We start from the raw sequence: 17,076 nt of genomic DNA on the forward strand, positions 1-17,076 counted from the left end.
ACCTAGGCCGTCCCGGGTGGGCTGGTGTACCCGGGCAGCCCGGGTGTCCACGGTCACCCGGCGGCGCCCGGCGCAGCGGTGACAGCATGAGGTGGTGCCCGACCTGATCCGCATGCGCAGGGACTACGACGACGGCGCCTTCGGTGAGGACGGTCTCGCCCCCACCTGGCTCGAGCAGTTCGACCGGTGGTTCGCCGACGCCGTCGCTGCCGACCTCCCCGAGCCCAACGCGATGGTGGTGGCCACCGCCGACGCCGACGGCGCCCCCGACGCCCGCGTCGTGCTGATGAAGGGCTACGACGTCGACGGGTTCGTCTTCGGCACCAACTACGCCTCGGCCAAGGGAGCGCAGCTGGCGGTGAACCCGCGGGCGGCGCTGGTGTTCCCGTGGCACGCCCTGCAGCGCCAGGTGCGGGTGACCGGCGCGGTGGAGCGCATCGGGGAGACCGCCTCCGACCTGCTCTGGGACCCCCGCCCGCGCGGCTCGCAGCTGGCCGCGGCCGCCTCGATCCAGTCGACGGTGGTCGAGTCGCGGGACCAGCTGCGCACCCGGGTGACCGAGCTGGACGCGCAGACCCCGCCCGGGCAGCTGCCACGGCCGGTGAACTGGGGCGGGTACCGGGTCCTGCCCGAGCGGGTGGAGTTCTGGCAGGGCGGGCACGACCGGCTGCACGACCGGCTGCTGTTCGTCCGCGACGACGAGGAAGGCGGCGGCTGGGTCGTGCAGCGCCTGGCCCCATGAAGGACCCCGCTGCCCCCCACGCCTCGCGAGCTCGGCGCGGGCCCCTGCAGCGGGGCCGCACACGCGGGAGTGCCGGCGAGGAGGTGACGCCGGTCGACCCGCTGGAGGGCGGCGGGCCGGTCGAGGAGCCGCAACCGACCGGCCGGCGCAGGAGCTGGGCGATCGACACCTCCCCGCTGCGCAACCGCGCCTACCGGCGGGTCTTCGGCGGCGTCACGGTCACCATGCTCGGCCAGCAGATGACCCTGGTCGCCGTCCCGTACCAGGTGTACGAGCTGACCGGCTCCTCGCTGATGGTCGGCCTCACCTCGGTCGTCGCGCTGGTGCCGCTGGTCGTGTTCGGCCTGCTCGGCGGGGCGATCGCGGACGCGATGGACCGGCGCACGCTGATGCTGGTCACCTCGGTCGGCGCCGCGGTCACCAGCGCGCTGCTCGCGGTGCAGGCACTGCTGCCCGGCGAGGGCCACGTGGCCGTGCTCTGGGTGCTGGCGGCGGCGGTGTCCGCGTTCGCCGCGGTGAACCAGCCGGCCCGCAGCGCGGTGATCCCGGCGCTGGTCGGTCCGGACGGCGTGGCGGCCGCGAACGCCCTGGCGATGACCGTCCGGCAGGCCGGGGTGATCGTCGGTCCGCTGCTGGCCGGGCTGCTCATCGGCGTCGGCGACCTGTCGGTCGTCTACACGATCGACGCGCTGGGGTTCCTCGCCGCCGTCCTGCTGCTGCGCGGCCTGCCGCCGCTGCCACCCGGTGGCGTCACCGCGGGCCCGCTGCGGCTGGGCGCCGCCGTGCGCGGGGTCGGCGAGGGGTTCGCCTTCCTGCGCACCCAGCCGGTGCTGCTGATGACCTTCGTCGTCGACATCATCGCGATGCTGTTCGCCTGGCCGCAGGCGGTGTTCCCGGAGCTGTCGGTGACCACCTACGGCGGGGACGCCAACAGCCTGGGCTGGCTGTTCGCCGGGGTGTCGATCGGCTCGCTGCTGATGGGGCTGAGCTCGGGCTGGGTGAGCCGGGTCGACCGGCAGGGTGCCGTCGTGCTGGCCGCCATCGCGGTCTGGGGCGTGGCGATCATCGGGTTCGGGCTCGCCTCGACCCTGTGGCTGGCGGTGCTCTGCCTGGCGGTCGCCGGTGCCGGTGACATGGTCAGCGCGGTGCTCCGGACGTCGATGCTGCAGAGCGCCGCACCGGACGAGATGCGCGGCCGGATGCAGGGCGTGTTCATCGTCGTCGTGGCCGGCGGGCCGCGGTTGGGTGACCTGCGCGCCGGCGTGCTGGCCAGCTCGTTCGGCGTCAGCGCGGCGATGGTGTCCGGCGGTGTGGTGATCGTCGCAGCGATGCTGGTGGTCGCCGTCGTGGTGCCGTCGTTCTGGCTGTTCCGCGCCTCGCGGGCCGACGAGCTCGCCGAGTCCGCGCGCCGGAGGATGGCAGGGAGCTGATCGTTGGCGCTTGCACACCGGGTCAGCGGGTAGCGGGACTGCATGGCTCTCCCGAAGGTCCTCGTGTTGGTGCTCGCCGGTGGCAAGGGCAGCCGTCTGGAACTGCTCACCGAGACCCGGGCCAAGCCCGCCGTCCCGTTCGCCGGCGTCTACCGGCTCATCGACTTCCCGCTGTCCAACTGCGAGCACTCCGGCATCGCCGACGTGTGGGTGTCGGTGCAGTACCAGCCCCAGTCGGTGAACGAGCACCTGGCCAACGGCCGCCCGTGGGACCTGGACCGGACCACGGGCGGGCTGATGATGCTGGCGCCGTTCCAGGGCAGCGAGCGCGGCGGCTGGACCGAGGGCACCGCCGATGGGCTGTGGCGGCAGTCCGAGCTCATCCGGCAGTTCGACCCGGACGCGCTGGTCGTCGTCAGCTCCGATGCGGTCTACAAGCTGGACTACCGGGACGTCGTCGACGCCCACCTGGCCTCGGGCGCCGAGGTGACGATGGTGACCACCGAGGTCGCGGCCGACGACGCCGCGCGCTACGGCATCGTCCAGGTCGGCGACGACGGGACGGTCACCGACTACGCCTACAAGCCCGACCAGCCCGCCACGACCACGGCCACCAACGAGGTCTTCGTGTTCACCCCGACGGCGACGCTCGACCGGCTGCAGGCGCTCAAGGACCACGTGGGCGACGACGGCCTGGAGGACCTCGGGACCCACCTGCTCCCCGCGCAGACCAAGGACGGCCTCGCCCGCGCGTACCCGCTGACGGGCTACTGGCGCGACCTGGGCACCGTCGAGTCCTACTGGCAGGCCCACCGCGACTTCCTGTCGGCGGAGCCGCCGATCGACCTCGACGAGCCGAACTGGCCGGTGCACACCCGCGGCGGACGGCACAGCGCCGCCCGGGTGCTCGACGACGGGCAGATCGAGAACAGCCTGCTCTCCGGCGGGACCCGGGTCTCGGGCAACGTCCGCGGATCGGTGCTGTCGCCCGGCGTGGTCGTCGAGCAGGGCGCCACGGTGGTGGACTCGGTGCTGCTGCCCGGCGTCCAGGTGCGCGCGGGCGCGACGGTCACCCGGGCCGTCCTGGACGACAACGTCGTGGTGGGGGAGCGGGCCACGGTGGGTGGCGACGGCGACATCACCCTGGTCGGCCGGGAGGCGGAGGTCCCCGACGGCGGCGAGGTGCCCGCCGGCGGTCGCCTCCCGGAGCCCGAGCGCAGCTGACGCCTCCGGCGGGGCGTCAGGCCAGGGCGGCGGCGACCACCCTCAGGTCGGCGACCAGGGCGTCGTAGGCGGCGGCCCGGGCGTCGTCCGGGGTGCGCAGGACGGCGGAGGGGTGCGCGGTCGCCAGCATCCAGGTCTGGGCCGGCACCTCCTCCTCGGGCTCGTCGCCGTCGGCGTCCGGCTCGGTCAGCGGCAGGGCGTGCCGGCCGGGCGGCGTCCAGGGCAGCAGCTGACCGCGGTCCTTGGTGATCCGGAACGACGGCGAGATCAGCGCCTTCGCGGCGACCGCGCCGAGGCAGACCACGACCTCGGGCTGCAGGACGGCGAACTCCGCCTCCAGCCACGGCCGGCAGGCCATCAGGTGCTCGGCGCCCGGGGACTGGTGGATCCGCCGCTTCGGGGTGGGCGTGAACCGGAAGTGCTTCACCGCGTTGGTGATGTAGGCGTCCCGGCGGTCGATGCCGGCTTCGGCCAGGGCCTTGTCCAGCAGTCGGCCGGCCGGGCCGACGAAGGGCTCGCCCTTGCGGTCCTCCTGGTCGCCGGGCTGCTCGCCGACGAAGACGATCCGGGCGGTCTCCGGGCCCTCCCCGAAGACGGTCTGGGTGGCCGGCTCCCACAGCTCGCAGGCCCGGCAGCCGGCCGCGGCCTCGCGCAACCCGGTCAGGCCGACTCCGGAGGGCGGCTGGGCCGGGTGGTCCTTCGACGCACCTCGCGTCGGGTGGTCAGGGTTGCTCATGGGTCGATGACACCCGACCGGGGGCTGGGCCGCAGCGTGGGACGCCGATACGGTCGGTCCCGGCTCGCAGACACACCCCGACTGCTCACGTGACGATCTGGAGAGCGACGGCGTGCGGCAGGCGACGACCCGCGGAGGAGCTGTGCTCGAGATCGACGGCCTCTACAAGGCCTACGGCGACAACCAGGTGCTGGAGGGCGTGAGCTTCACCGTCGCCCCCGGGCAGATGTTCGGCTTCTGCGGGTCCAACGGTGCCGGCAAGACCACGACCATGCGGATCGCCATGGGCCTGGCCCGGGCCGACGCCGGCGAGGTCCGCTGGCTCGGCCGCTCCGTCGACGAGGCGGTCCGCCGGCGGATCGGCTACATGCCCGAGGAGCGCGGGCTGTACCCGAAGATGAAGGTCGGCGAGCAGCTCACCTACTTCGCCCGGTTGCACGGCCTCGACGCCGCACCGGCCGCCCGCGCCGCCGAGACCTGGGCCGAGCGCCTCGGGCTCGGCGGTCGCCGCGGCGACCGGGTCGAGAAGCTGTCGCTGGGCAACCAGCAGCGGGTGCAGCTCGCCGCCGCGCTGGTCAGCGAGCCTGACGTGCTGATCCTCGACGAGCCGTTCTCCGGCCTGGACCCGGTCGGCGTCGACTCGCTCGCCGAGGCCCTGCTCGAGCAGTGCCGGCGCGGCGTCCCGGTCGTCTTCTCCAGCCACCAGCTGGACCTCGTCGAGCGGCTGTGCGACGCGGTCGGCATCCTGGCCCGCGGCAAGATCGTGGCCAGCGGCACGGTCGAGGAGCTGCGGTCCGGAGCGGCCGGCCGGCAGCTGCGGGTGGTCGCACCGGACGCGCCACCCGGGTGGGCGGCCGCGGTACCGGGGGTGCGGGTCGTCTCCGAGCAGCGCGCGGACGTCGTCCTCGAGCTGGGTCCCGGCACCGACGACCAGCAGGTGCTGGCGGCGGCGCTGGCCACCGGGCGGGTCACCCACTTCGCCTGGCGCGAGCCCACCCTGGTCGAGCTGTTCCGCGGTGCGGTCACCGACACCCGGGCGGTGGCGGCATGACCAGCACCGAGATCCGGCCGCACACGCCGGCCCAGCTGGTCCGCCTGGTCGCCGGCCGGGAGATCTCCACCCGGATCCGGGACAAGGGGTTCCTGATCGGCTCCGGCGTCCTGATCGTGCTGATCCTGGGGATGCTCGTCTTCCAGGTGGCGGTCAACAGCGGCGGCAACGCCACTGAGCTCGGGGTGGTCGGGGGCAGCGCGGCCGTCACCGACGCCCTGCAGGCGCAGGGGAAGGCGCTCGACACCGACGTCTCGGTCGTCGACTACGACGACGAGGCCGCCGCGCGCCGCGCGGTCGAGGACGGCGACGTCGACGCCGCGCTGCTCAGCCCGTCGGCCGCCCAGCCCGAGCTGCTCGTGGAGAAGAGCGGCGGCACCGCCGAGACCGTCGTCCAGGGCGCGGTGCAGGGCATGGCGGTCACCCAGCAGCTGGCCGACGCCGGCGTGCAGCTGCAGAGCCCGCCGCAGGTGGACCTCGTCGCGCTCGACCCGGACGCCGACGCCGACACCGAGGCCGCGATCGTGGCCCTGGTCGGCGTGGTCGTGCTCTACAGCCTGCTCATCCTGTTCGGCCAGTTCGTCGCCCAGGGCGTGGTCGAGGAGAAGTCCTCCCGGGTGGTCGAGCTGCTGCTGGCCACCATGCGGCCCTGGCAGCTGCTCGCCGGGAAGGTCCTGGGGCTCGGGCTGCTCGGGCTGGCCCAGATGCTGGTGATCGCGGTCATCGGGGTCGCCGGGGCGCTCGCCTTCGACGTCGTCGAGCTGCCCGGCCGGCTCATCGGCACCGTCGTCACGGTGATCGCGTGGTTCGTGCTCGGCTACGCCTTCTACGCCTCGGTGTTCGCCGCCGCGGCGTCGCTGGTGAGCCGGCAGGAGGACCTGGCCAGCGTGATCACCCCGGCGTCGCTGCTGCTCGTCGTCGGCTTCGTGATCTCCATCCAGGCCGCCCAGGACCCGACCGGCACGCTCTCCACGGTCACCTCGTTCATCCCGGGGCTCTCGCCGCTGGTGATGCCGGTGCGGCAGGCCGCCGGGGCAGCGGCGTGGTGGGAGGTCGTGGTCGCCGTCGTCCTGATGCTGGTCACGATCGCCGTCATCGTCCGGGTGGGCGGCCGGATCTACTCCGGCGCGCTGCTGCGCACCGGCGGCAAGGTCAAGCTCCGCGACGCCATGCGCGCCGAACGCTAGGAGGACCCCGGTGCCCCCACGACGCGCCCCGCACGCCGCGGGTCCCTGCACCCGCGCCGTTCCATCACCTCACTGACGCTGGGAGAGGGCGCCGAGCGGGCCGCGGTACGGATTCGCCGGCGGACCGCTCACGCCCGCGCGGACGGTGAACAGCCGGCCGGCGTCGGGCTGGGCGGCGCGGGCGTCGTCGTCCAGCCCGTGCACCGAGGTGCTGATCACCAGCAGGTCGCCGGCGAACGCGCAGCTGGTCGTGTTCTCCACACCCGGGACGTCGACCACCGCGAGCAGCTCGCCGCCGGGGGAGTACCGGCGCACCTGACCGCCGCCCCACAGCGCCGTCCAGAGGCAGCCCTCGTCGTCCACGGTCAGCCCGTCGGCCACGCCGTCCGGGTCGTCGCTGAAGTCCAGCAGCACCCGGCGCGGGCCGAACGTCCCGGCGGTCAGGTCGTAGTCGCATGCCCACACCGCCTTCGCGCCGGAGTCCGACAGGTAGACCGTCGCGTCGTCCGGGGACCAGCCCAGCCCGTTGGACACGGTGAGCCCGTCGAGGACCGTGCGCACCGTCCCGTCGAGGTCCAGCCGGTACAGCGTCCCGGCGCCGGGGCGCTCGTCGAAGGCCATGGTGCCGCCGAAGAAGCGGCCGGCCCGGTCGCAGGCGCCGTCGTTCATCCGGGTGCCGCCCGCCTCCTCCGACAGGCCCTCCCCGGTCAGCTCGATCAGCACGGACGCCTCGCCCTCGGCGGTCAGCCGGCTGATCCCGGCACCGGCGCCCAGCAGCCAGCCGCCGGCCGCCGCCGGGACGACGAAGCCCACCGTGTCGCCGCCCCGGTGCTCGGCCACGTCGACGACGTCGTCGCCCTGCACCCGGCCGCGCCGGACCTTGCCCCCGGTGATGTCCACCCAGACCAGCTCCTGCGCGGCGTCGTCCCAGACCGGGCCCTCCCCGTGCTCGGCCGGTGCGGCGCTGGCAGGGGACGCGTCGAGTCGGATCACGCCGACATCCTCCCCGGTGGACGGACCCGTGACACGAGCCCGTCACACGGACCCCGGATACTGCGCCGGTGTCCGAAGCCACCGTCGACCCAGCCGACCTGCGCGCCCCTGACGACCGCGCCTCCGAGATCCCGTTGCGGGAGGACATCCGGTTGCTGGGCCGGGTGCTGGGTGAGGTGATCGAGGAGCAGGCCGGCGCCGACGTCCTCGCGCTGGTCGAGTCGACCCGGGTCGAGGCGTTCCGCATCCGCCGGTCGGAGGTGGACCGCAGCGAGCTGGCCGAGCAGCTGGCCGGCCTGGACCCCAAGGCGGCCAACCACGTCATCCGCGCGTTCAGCCACTTCTCGCTGCTGGCCAACATCGCCGAGGACGTGCACCACGAGCGCCGCCGCCGGCACCACCGGCGGGAGGGCTCCCCGGCGCAGGTGGGCAGCCTGGCGGCGTCCCTCCGGCTGCTCGACGCCGCCGACCTGGACCCCGCCGTCGTCGCCCGCGAGCTGACCGGCGCCCTGGTGGTGCCGGTGGTCACCGCGCACCCGACCGAGGTGCGGCGCAAGACCATCTCCCAGGTGCAGCAGCAGATCAGCGACCTGCTCGCGCGGCGCGACGCCGACGACCCCGCCTGGTCGGCGCACCTGTGGCGCGAGGTGCTCACCCTGTGGCAGACGGCGCTGCTGCGGCTGAGCCGGCTGCGGCTGGCCGACGAGATCGACGAGGCGCTGCGCTACTACGACCTCTCCCTGTTCGAGGTGGTCCCGGAGATCAACGCCGAGCTCCGTCGGGCGCTGCAGCAGCGCTGGCCGGACGCCGGGCTGCTGGCCACGCCGATGCTGCGGCCGGGGTCCTGGATCGGCGGCGACCGCGACGGCAACCCGTTCGTCACCGCCGACGCGGTGCGGCGGGCCACCACGCAGCAGGCGGCGACGGCGCTGCGCCACCACCTGGCCGAGCTCGTCTGCCTGGCCGACGAGCTGTCCATGTCCGACCGGCTGGTCACGCCGACCGACGAGCTGTACGCGCTGGCCCGGGCGGCGTCCGACGACTCCCCGTTCCGCGCCGACGAGCCCTACCGGCAGGCGCTGCGCGGCATCTACCGGCGGCTGGCGGCCACCGCCCTGCGGGTCCTCGGCGAGGTCCCCGGCCCCGCGCCGGACACCGTCCTCCCGGCGTACGAGGCTCCGGGGGAGCTGATCGCGGACCTGGAGACGGTCGACCGGTCGCTGCGCGGGCACGGTGCCGGCGCGCTGGCCGACGACCGGCTGGCCCGGCTGCGGGAGGCGGTCGAGGTCTTCGGCTTCCACCTGTGCGGGCTGGACATGCGGCAGAACTCCTCGGTGCACGAGGTGGTGCTGGCCGAGCTGCTGGCCTGGGCAGGCGTCTGCGAGGACTACCTGACGCTCGACGAGGCCGCCCGGGTCGCGCTGCTCACCGGCGAGCTGCAGCTGCGCCGCCCGCTGGTGCGCCCGGACGCCGAGCTGTCCGAGCTGGCCCGGGGCGAGCTCGACCTGCTGGTCGCCGCCGCCGAGCAGGTCGCGCTGCTCGGCCCCGACGCGATCCCGAACTACGTGATCAGCATGTGCGAGTCGGTCAGCGACGTGCTGGAGGTCGCCGTGCTGCTCAAGGAGGTCGGGCTGCTGCAGCTGGACGCCCAGGGGCGGCCGACCAGCCCGCTGGGCATCTCCCCGCTGTTCGAGACGATCGAGGACCTGCAGTCGGCCGGCGCCACCCTCGCCGCGATGCTCGACCACCCGTTCTACCGGGCGCTGGTGGCCGGCCGCGGGAACGCCCAGGAGGTCATGCTCGGCTACTCCGACAGCAACAAGGACGGCGGCTACCTGGCCGCCAACTGGGCCCTCTACCGGGCCGAGCTGGCGCTGGTCGACGTCGCCCGGGCCGGCGGCGTCCGGCTGCGGCTCTTCCACGGCCGGGGCGGCACGGTCGGCCGCGGCGGCGGGCCGAGCTACGAGGCCATCCGCGCGCAACCGCCGGGCTCGGTCGCCGGCGCGCTGCGGATCACCGAGCAGGGCGAGGTCATCGCCGCCAAGTACGCCTCGCCGCACCTGGCCCGGCGCAACCTCGAGGCGCTGGTCGCCGCCACGCTCGAGTCGACGCTGCTGGACATCGAGGGGCTGGGGGAGGACGCCGAGGAGACCTACGCGCTCTTCGACGACCTGGCCGCCCGCGCCCGGGCCGCCTACGGCGCGCTGGTGCACGAGACGCCCGGCTTCGTCGAGTGGTTCCGGGCCGCCACCCCGATCCGGGAGCTCGCGGAGCTCAACATCGGCAGCCGGCCGCCGTCCCGCAAGGCGGGGGACAAGATCACCGACCTGCGGGCCATCCCCTGGGTGTTCAGCTGGTCGCAGGCCCGGATCATGCTGCCCGGCTGGTACGGCACCGGGACGGCGCTCGAGTCGTGGGTGGGCGAGGACCCCGACCGGCTGGCCCACCTGCAGGACCTGCACCGGCGCTGGCCGTTCTTCCGCACGGTGCTGTCGAACATGGGCATGGTGCTCGCCAAGACCGACCTGGAGCTGGCCGCGCGCTACGCCTCGCTGGTGCCCGACGCGGAGCTCCGGGACCGGGTGTTCAGCCAGATCACCGCCGAGCACGAGCGGTCGGTGCGGGTGCTGCTGGCGATCACCGGTGACGACGACCTGCTGGCCGACAACCCCTCGCTGGCCCGGTCGATCCGCAACCGCTTCCCCTACCTGGAGCCGCTGCACCACCTGCAGGTGGAGATGCTCCGCCGTCGCCGTGGCGGGGACGACGACGAGCTGGTCCGGCGCTGCATCCAGCTGTCGGTCAACGGCGTCGCGACCGCCCTGCGCAACTCCGGCTGAGGGACGCTTGTGCTCTGCTCACCATGGTGAGCAGAGCACAAGCGTGCAGGGGTGCTCCTACGGGCGGGCGGCCTCGATGGCCTCGGCCAGCCGGCGCACGCCCTCGTCGACGTCCCCGGGCTGCACCGCGGAGTAGGCGAGCCGGAAGGAGTTGTGCCCGCCCTCCAGCAGGAAGTCCGTGCCCGGGACGATCGCCACGCCGCGGGCAGCCGCCTCGGCGGTGATCCGGGCGACGTCGTGGCCCTCGCCCTCGGGCAGCGACACCCAGAGGAAGTAGCCACCCTCGGGACGGCGGAAGGTGGCCTGCGGCAGGTGCGCCCGCAGCGCGTCGTCCAGCAGCCCGACCCGCTCGGCCAGCGCCGACCTCACCCGCTCCAGCGCCGCCGGGAAGCGGTCGCCCTGCAGGTAGGCGTACACCGTGCCCTGGGCGACCATGTTCGGTGCGATGTAGGTGTTGGTGGCCCGTACCTGGATCTTCTTGATCAGCGCCGGCGGCCCGACCAGGTAGCCCACCCGGATGCCGGGGCAGACGGTCTTGGAGAACGACGAGGCGTAGACGACGTGCTCGCTCGCGGCGCCGCCGTCCAGCTCCAGCATCCGGGGGAGCGGCTCACCGCTGAACCGGATGTCGACGTACGGGTCGTCCTCGAACAGCACGAGGTCGTACTGCCGGGCGAGCTCCAGCAGCCGCTCGCGCTTGGCGAGCGAGAGCGTGTAGCCGGCCGGGTTCTGGAAGTTGGGGATGACGTGCGCCAGCGCGGGCCGCAGGCCGCCCTCGAGCAGGCCGGCCACCTCCTCGACGGCGATCCCGTCCTCCTCCAGCGTCACCAGGTGCACGTCGGCCCTGCGGTTGCGCAGCCCGAGGAGGGTGCGGTCGTAGGTCGGGCGCTCGGTGAGGACGGCGGCACCGGGGGTCGCCAGCTCGTCGAAGAGGAACGCGTCGGCCTGCATCGAGCCGTTGGTGACCAGGACGTGCTCGACGGGGACGCCGTGCTTCTCGGCGATCCACCTCCGCAGCGGCACGTAGCCGACCGCCGTCCCGTACCCGGTCATCCCCGCCGGGTCGCTGTCGAACGCCGCGACGGCGGCCTGCTTGAGGCCCTCGACGTCGACGATGTCGGTCGACGGGGCGCCGCGCGCGAAGGAGATCATCGGGGTGGCCGGTGAGGTCTGTACCGGGGTGCTGCTCACACCGCCGAGTCTGCCGTACCGCGGCGAGGACGGCCCGGGGGTCCTCAGCCCTCCGCGGCGGCCGCGGCGGAGCGGACGGCGGCCAGCAGCGACTCCCGGTCGTGCAGGGTCGTCCGGGCGCGACCGTGCGCGGCGCCGAGGGCGATCTCGGCGGCGTCGATGGCCCGCCAGTCGGCGAGCAGCACCGGCCGCCCGCCCCGGGCCACCAGGGTGTCGACCCAGTCCTCGTCCCCCCGGGGCACGAGGACGCCGGATGCGGCGTCGGCCAGCAACGAGCCGACCGTCTCCCGGGCGTCGTGCTTGTTGGTGCCCACCACCCCGGTGGGTCCGCGCTTGATCCAGCCGGCCACGTACTCGCCGGTGCTGGGCACGCCGTCGCGGAGCACCCGGCCCGCCTGGTGCGGCACCGTGCCGGCGTCCAGCGGCAGCCCGGGGAGGGGGTGCCCCCGGTAGCCGACCGAGCGCACCACCAGGTCGGCGGGCAGCGTGTACGTCTCCCCGGTGCCGACCGCCCGGCCGTCCTCGTCGACCGTCGTCCGCTCCACCTCCACACCGGTGACCCGGTCGGTGCCCAGCAGCCGCACCGGTCGGGCGTGGAACTGCAGGTGCACGGTGGTCCACCCGTCCACCGGCAGGTTCTCGGTGAACCCCTGGAGCGCGGCGAGGTTACGGGCCACGTGCCGGTCCGCGGCGGCCAGGGCCTCGTTCCCCGGGTCGTCCAGGTCGCGGGGGGAGACCAGCACCGTCGCCCGGGCCAGGTGGCCCAGCTCGCGCAGCTCCTGGGTGGTGAAGGTGGCCTGCGCCGGTCCGCGCCGGCCGAGCACCGTGACCCGCTCCACCGGCGCGGCGGCCAGTGTGTCCAGCACGTGCTGCGGCATCTCGGTGGGGTCCAGCTCGGCGGGGGAGCGGGCCAGCACCCGGGCGACGTCGAGCGCGACGTTGCCGACCCCGACGACGACGACGTCGCGGGCCCGCAGCACGGCCTCCTCGACCCGCGCCCGGTCGGCGTCGGGGTGACCGCAGTACCAGGCGACGACGTCGGTGGCGGCCAGGCTGCCGGGCAGCTCCTCGCCGGGGACACCGAGCCGCCGGTCACCGGCCGCGCCGTAGGTGTAGACGACGGCGTCGACGTGCCGGCGCAGCTCGTCCAGCGACAGGTCGGTGCCGATCTCCACGTTGCCGACGAACCGGACCCGCTCGTGGTCCAGCGTGTGGTGCAGCGTCTCGCGCAGCGCCCGCATCTTGACGTGGTCAGGGGCGATCCCGTGCCGGACCAGCCCGAACGGCGTCGGCAGCCGGTCGACCAGGTCCACGGCCACCGGGACGTCGTCCTGGCCGGCGAGGGCCTCGGCGGCGTAGATGCCCGCTGGCCCGGCCCCCACGACGGCCACCCGCAGCGGGCGCCATCCAGTACGTGCGGGTTCGGCCACGCCCGCATCGTCGTCCCCAGGGCGGGTAGGCGCCAGGGTGAGCCGTGCCTGCTCGGCCGACCCGTTCTGTGAGGAGACCCTGTTGTCCATCCTGATCGTCGCCACCATCTCGCCCAAGCCCGGCCGCGCCGACGCGGTCCGGGAGGCGTTCACCGCCGCCATCCCGAAGGTGCACGAGGAGCCCGGGTGCGAGCTGTACGCCCTGCACGAGGACGGCTACGGCTTCGTGGTGATCGAGCGGTGGGCCACCCAGGAGGACGTGAAGGCCCACGGCGCCGGCGAGACCTTCAACCAGTTCTCCAAGAGCGTCAAGGAGGACCTCACCGAGCCGATCGGCATCCGGCTGCTCAGCGCGGTCCCGGCCGGCGACCAGGCCAAGGGCGCCGTGTGAGCGAGCGGAGTCCCAGCGCATCACCAGCCGAGCGCTGGGACTCCGCTAGACCGCTTGGCAGGTGGGGCACCAGAAGAGGTTGCGGCCGACCATGACCTCGGTGCGCACCTCGGTGCCGCAGATCCGGCAGGGCAGCCCGGCGCGCCGGTAGACGTAGTGCGCGTCCTCCCGCAGCGCCGGCCCGCGCCGGCGTTCCCGGTCGACGCGTTCGGTGGTGACGATCCTGCCCGCCTTGACGCCGGCCTTCATCAGGACCACCAGGTCGGCCCACATCCGGGTCCACGCCTCGGCGTCGACGTCCCGGCCCGGCCGGAAGGGGCTCATCCGCTGCCGGAAGAGGACCTCGGCGCGGTAGACGTTCCCCACCCCGGCGAGCACGGTCTGGTCCATCAGCAGCGCGCCGATGACCACCCGGCTGCGGGAGATGCGGGCGAACGCCTTCGCCGGGTCCGACCGCCGGCGCAGCGGGTCCGGGCCCAGCCGGTCGAGGATGAACTGCACCTCACCCTCGGTGATCAGGTCGCAGGCGGTGGCGCCGCGCAGGTCGGTCCACACGCCTTCGCCGTCCTCACCCGGTCCCTCCCAGCGCATCCGCAGCGCGCCCCGGGGCACCGGCGGCAGCCCGGTGCCGGAGGTGAACGTCCCGTACAGCCCCAGGTGCACGTGCACCACGTCCGGGCCGAAGCTGGCGAACAGGTGCTTGCCGTAGGAGGTCACGTCGTCGAGCACCCGGCCGTCGAGCAGCTCGGCCTGGCCGGCGAAACGGCCCTGCGGGCTGGTCACGTGCACCTCACGGCCGGCGAACGCGGCCTGCTGCTCACGGGCGAGCCGGAACAGGGTGTGGCCCTCAGGCACGGGCGCCTCGGTGCGTCATGACACCAGCGTGACCTGCACGGACGCGGTCCGCCACGACGGGGGACGTGATCCTCATCAGGTCGCGCGGACCCGGTTGTAGCGGTCCAGGCTGACCTCGCGCTCGTGGGCGTGGTCGACGATCCGCTCCGGGTAGCCGGCCGGCAGACCGCCAGGCGCCGTCCACGGCTCGTGCACGTGCGCCGGGTCCACGTCGCGCAGCTCGGGCACCCAGCGCTTGACGTAGGTGCCGTCGGGGTCGAACTTCTTGCCCTGGGTGATCGGGTTGAAGACCCGGTAGTAGGGCGAGGCGTCGGTGCCGGTGCCGGCGACCCACTGCCAGCCGTGCTGGTTGCTGGCCAGGTCGCCGTCGACCAGGTGCTGCATGAAGTAGCGGGCGCCCAGCGTCCACTCCTGGTGCAGGTCCTTGACCAGGAACGACGCGACGATCATCCGCACCCGGTTGTGCACGTAGGCCTCGCCGAGCATCTGCCGCATGCCGGCGTCGACGATCGGGAAGCCGGTGCGGCCGGTCTCCCAGGCGTGCACCAGCGCCTCGGCGCCCGGGCCGGAGTCGTACCCCATGCGCTGCAGCTCGGGCTTGAGGTACGCCCGGGCCGAGTCGGGCCGGTGCCACAGCACGTCGGCGTAGAAGTCCCGCCAGGCGAGCTCGTCGGTGTAGCGGCGGACCGACGCCTGCCCCTCCTCGGCCGCCAGGTCGGCCAGCAGCGTGCGGGGGTGGATGCAGCCGTACTTCAGGTAGGCCGACAGCCGGCTGGTGCCGTTGGTCCCCGGCAGGTTGCGGCCCTCGTCGTACCCGAGGAGCCGTTCGTCGCGGAACCGGTGCCAGGAGTCCAGCGCGGCGGACTCGCCGGCCGGCGGCAGCTCGACGCCGTCCAGGTCCGGCGGCTCGGGCGCCGGGTCCGAGCGCACCCCGGTCTGCCACGGGACGCTGCCGGGCCGGGCGGCCGGGGCGTGCGAGCCGTGCTCACGCCAGGCGCGGGAGAAGGGCGTGAAGACCTGGAACGGGGTGCCGTCGCGCTTGGTGAGCCGGCCGGGCGCGACCGCGTAGGGCGAGCCGGTCCGGACGAGGGGGACGTCGCCCAGCGCCCGCTCCACCGCCTGGTCGCGCCGGCGCCCGTAGGGGCCGGCGTCGGCGGTGACGTGCACGCTGACCGCGCCCAGCTCGGCCACCAGCGCCGGGACGACGTCGGCCGGGTCCCCGGTCCGCCGGACCAGCGCCCCACCGGTGTCCGTGTCGAGCTCGGCGAGGCAGTCGAGCAGGAAACGGCGGCGCGGGTCCCCCGAGGGGCCGTAGAGCCGGTCGTCGAAGACGAACAGCGGGACGACGGTGCCGTCGGGGCTGGCCGCGTCGACCGCGGCCAACAGGGCCGGGTGGTCACCGAGGCGCAGGTCGCGGCGGAACCAGAGCAGCGCAGTGGGCACCGGTAGAGCCTAAGAAGGTCGTGCCCAACCCGCTCGGTGGATCAGCTGTTGGCGGTCGCCAGCCCGAACGTCGGGCGGTCGGCCTCGGTGACGAGGTCGAGCTCCTCCGGGTGGTCGAGGAGGTACTTGCGGATGAAGGAGCAGTAGGGGAGCACGTGCAGGTCACGCTCGCGGGCGGCGGTCAGCACGCCACGGACCAGCTGGGTGCCGAGGCCACGGCCGCTCCGCGACGGGTCGATCTCGGTGTGCGGCAGGGTCATCAGACCGCCGTCCACGTGGTAGCTGGCCAGTCCGACGCAGAGTTCGCCGTCCCGGATCTCGAAGCGACCCCGTTCGGGGACGTCGACCACCGTGATGTCCATCAGATCTCCACCTCCCGCGCCGCCGGCGCCGTTGCCGGGGCTCGTGCTCAGCCAAGGTAACCGTTGCGGCACGACAGCGCCCCTATCTGTTCCGACGAGTTCACCCACGGGGATGTTCCCGCGTCCCCCGGGAGTGGCCAGCTAGCCTCAACGCCGCACACCCCGGTCGGCCGCGCCGCGCGCACCGACGAGCCCCCATAGCTCAGGGGATAGAGCATCGGTTTCCTAAACCGTGTGTCGCAGGTTCGAATCCTGCTGGGGGCACCACGCTGGTCAGCGGTTTGATCCCTCTGACCAGCACCTTTGCCTCCCGACGGGTCCCGCGTCGTTTGGCCAGTATGCCTCGCATACCCCCTGGCGACCCATGCTCGCCCGTGCTTCTTGCACGCTTCTTGCACGCCGGGTGCGTCTGGTTGAGTGACCAGAGTCGGTCGTATGTCGCCGTGGCAGTCCTCTTGCGCTGCGATCGAACATTGAGGTGATCGGTTGCGCCTGCGCTGCCGGCAGGGCATCTAGGCACAGAAAGAGCAGGCGACGACGATCCCGCCGTCTGGGCGGACCTTGGAGATGGGACGCGCGGTCTCAGGTCTGGGGCGGGAGAGGTTCCACCGCGCGGGCCTCGAGGTAGGCGTCGAGGTCGGTCTGCCAAAAGCGCAGGGAGCGGCCGGCGTAGGTGAACTTGACTCGCCGTTCGGCGACGAGGCGGTAGATGAGCCGTGGTCCGCAGCGGAGGTAATCGGCGGCGCTATGGACGTCGTGGAGTCGGTCGCCGCCGTTGGCTGAGGGGTGGGGCCCTGACGCGGTCATGTTCGCTCCTTCGCACACGGTTTGGCGCCCTGGTGGGCTGCCGACCGGAACCCCGGCTCGCCGCGGGCGTCGACGGTCCTTTGGTGTCTATAGGCGCTTCTCAGGGCCGATTGGTGACACCCGGCGAATAGGGGTTCATGCAGCTGTCTCTGTCGGCTTATGCCGGACTCGGCGGTCCGTTGCGCCGCCGCGGTCGGCACGTTCAACGGCTGAGGCTGCGGGCTCGCCGGTGTTCAGGGGGACCGCTACGGACGCGTTCGGGAGGCCGGATGCAGGCAGGTCCGGCTTCCAGCTGCCGCTCGCTGCCCTCGTCGTCATGGTCGAGCAGGTGGCTGGCGACAAGCGTCTCCAGGTGGGCGCGCACTTCGGGTGAGGGGGAGGCATGGGGTCCGAC

The 17,076-nt window shown here is 73.7% G+C and carries 15 protein-coding genes and 1 tRNA gene; 8 read left to right on the forward strand and 8 right to left on the reverse strand.

Annotation, left to right across the window (positions count from 1 at the left end; translation table 11 throughout):
* The first annotated feature begins 94 nt into the window (after positions 1-94).
* The 3 genes from pdxH (at position 95) to FHL80_RS10975 (ending at position 3,396) form a co-directional block, all read left to right on the forward strand.
* Positions 95-742, forward strand: coding sequence for a pyridoxamine 5'-phosphate oxidase (gene pdxH / locus FHL80_RS10965; RefSeq protein ID WP_138733450.1), 648 nt, complete (start codon positions 95-97; stop codon positions 740-742).
* A gap of 83 nt (positions 743-825) precedes the next feature.
* Positions 826-2,172, forward strand: coding sequence for an MFS transporter (locus tag FHL80_RS10970; protein WP_246078607.1), 1,347 nt, complete (start codon positions 826-828; stop codon positions 2,170-2,172).
* A gap of 42 nt (positions 2,173-2,214) precedes the next feature.
* Positions 2,215-3,396: a glucose-1-phosphate adenylyltransferase family protein gene (locus FHL80_RS10975; RefSeq protein ID WP_138733452.1), complete on the forward strand. Its 1,182-nt coding sequence runs from the start codon at positions 2,215-2,217 to the stop codon at positions 3,394-3,396.
* Between the two features lie 16 nt (positions 3,397-3,412).
* Here FHL80_RS10975 and FHL80_RS10980 read toward each other — a convergent pair whose 3' ends face one another.
* Positions 3,413-4,132 carry a UdgX family uracil-DNA binding protein gene (locus FHL80_RS10980; protein ID WP_138733453.1) on the reverse strand — a complete coding sequence of 240 codons (720 nt, stop codon included), beginning with the start codon at positions 4,130-4,132 and terminating at the stop codon, positions 3,413-3,415.
* 142 nt (positions 4,133-4,274) lie between these two features.
* Here FHL80_RS10980 and FHL80_RS10985 point away from each other — a divergent pair, with 142 nt between their 5' ends.
* Both FHL80_RS10985 and FHL80_RS10990 read left to right on the forward strand, forming a co-directional pair.
* Positions 4,275-5,183: an ABC transporter ATP-binding protein gene (locus FHL80_RS10985; RefSeq protein ID WP_138733454.1), complete on the forward strand. Its 909-nt coding sequence runs from the start codon at positions 4,275-4,277 to the stop codon at positions 5,181-5,183.
* Positions 5,180-6,370 carry an ABC transporter permease gene (locus FHL80_RS10990; RefSeq protein WP_138733455.1) on the forward strand — a complete coding sequence of 397 codons (1,191 nt, stop codon included), beginning with the start codon at positions 5,180-5,182 and terminating at the stop codon, positions 6,368-6,370. The genes FHL80_RS10985 and FHL80_RS10990 overlap by 4 nt, the downstream gene beginning before the upstream one ends.
* A 69-nt stretch (positions 6,371-6,439) precedes the next feature.
* On the opposite strand, the gene FHL80_RS10995 is transcribed toward FHL80_RS10990, so the two are convergent.
* Positions 6,440-7,363, reverse strand: a complete 924-nt coding sequence (locus FHL80_RS10995) for an SMP-30/gluconolactonase/LRE family protein (RefSeq protein ID WP_138733456.1) — start codon at positions 7,361-7,363, stop codon at positions 6,440-6,442.
* 68 nt (positions 7,364-7,431) lie between these two features.
* Between FHL80_RS10995 and ppc the strand changes: the two genes are divergently transcribed.
* A complete protein-coding gene (gene ppc, locus FHL80_RS11000; RefSeq protein WP_216870623.1) occupies positions 7,432-10,203 on the forward strand; it encodes a phosphoenolpyruvate carboxylase in 2,772 nt (923 codons plus the stop codon).
* A gap of 57 nt (positions 10,204-10,260) precedes the next feature.
* Here the strand turns inward: ppc and FHL80_RS11005 are convergent, their stop codons facing one another.
* Both FHL80_RS11005 and FHL80_RS11010 read right to left on the reverse strand, forming a co-directional pair.
* Positions 10,261-11,394, reverse strand: coding sequence for an aminotransferase-like domain-containing protein (locus FHL80_RS11005; RefSeq protein WP_246078608.1), 1,134 nt, complete (start codon positions 11,392-11,394; stop codon positions 10,261-10,263).
* Between the two features lie 44 nt (positions 11,395-11,438).
* Positions 11,439-12,824, reverse strand: coding sequence for an FAD-dependent oxidoreductase (locus FHL80_RS11010; protein WP_246078609.1), 1,386 nt, complete (start codon positions 12,822-12,824; stop codon positions 11,439-11,441).
* A gap of 82 nt (positions 12,825-12,906) precedes the next feature.
* Here FHL80_RS11010 and FHL80_RS11015 point away from each other — a divergent pair, with 82 nt between their 5' ends.
* Positions 12,907-13,215 carry a putative quinol monooxygenase gene (locus FHL80_RS11015; RefSeq protein WP_138733457.1) on the forward strand — a complete coding sequence of 103 codons (309 nt, stop codon included), beginning with the start codon at positions 12,907-12,909 and terminating at the stop codon, positions 13,213-13,215.
* A gap of 45 nt (positions 13,216-13,260) precedes the next feature.
* Here the strand turns inward: FHL80_RS11015 and FHL80_RS11020 are convergent, their stop codons facing one another.
* From FHL80_RS11020 to FHL80_RS11030, 3 genes are all read right to left on the reverse strand, one after another.
* Positions 13,261-14,070, reverse strand: coding sequence for an Fpg/Nei family DNA glycosylase (locus tag FHL80_RS11020; protein ID WP_138733458.1), 810 nt, complete (start codon positions 14,068-14,070; stop codon positions 13,261-13,263).
* 75 nt (positions 14,071-14,145) lie between these two features.
* Positions 14,146-15,513 (reverse strand): cryptochrome/photolyase family protein, encoded by a 1,368-nt coding sequence (locus tag FHL80_RS11025; protein WP_138733459.1) that lies wholly within the window; start codon positions 15,511-15,513, stop codon positions 14,146-14,148.
* Between the two features lie 41 nt (positions 15,514-15,554).
* A complete protein-coding gene (locus FHL80_RS11030) occupies positions 15,555-15,875 on the reverse strand; it encodes a GNAT family N-acetyltransferase (protein ID WP_138733460.1) in 321 nt (106 codons plus the stop codon).
* A gap of 191 nt (positions 15,876-16,066) precedes the next feature.
* Here FHL80_RS11030 and FHL80_RS11035 point away from each other — a divergent pair.
* Positions 16,067-16,142 (forward strand) — tRNA-Arg (locus FHL80_RS11035).
* Between the two features lie 315 nt (positions 16,143-16,457).
* Here FHL80_RS11035 and FHL80_RS11040 read toward each other — a convergent pair.
* On the reverse strand, positions 16,458-16,682 hold the full coding sequence (locus FHL80_RS11040) for an excisionase family DNA-binding protein (protein WP_138733461.1): 225 nt from the start codon (positions 16,680-16,682) through the stop codon (positions 16,458-16,460).
* Positions 16,683-17,076 lie beyond the last annotated feature (394 nt).

Origin of the sequence: Modestobacter excelsi (assembly GCF_005930495.1) — a bacterium.
In the GTDB taxonomy this organism is placed as follows: domain Bacteria; phylum Actinomycetota; class Actinomycetes; order Mycobacteriales; family Geodermatophilaceae; genus Modestobacter; species Modestobacter excelsi.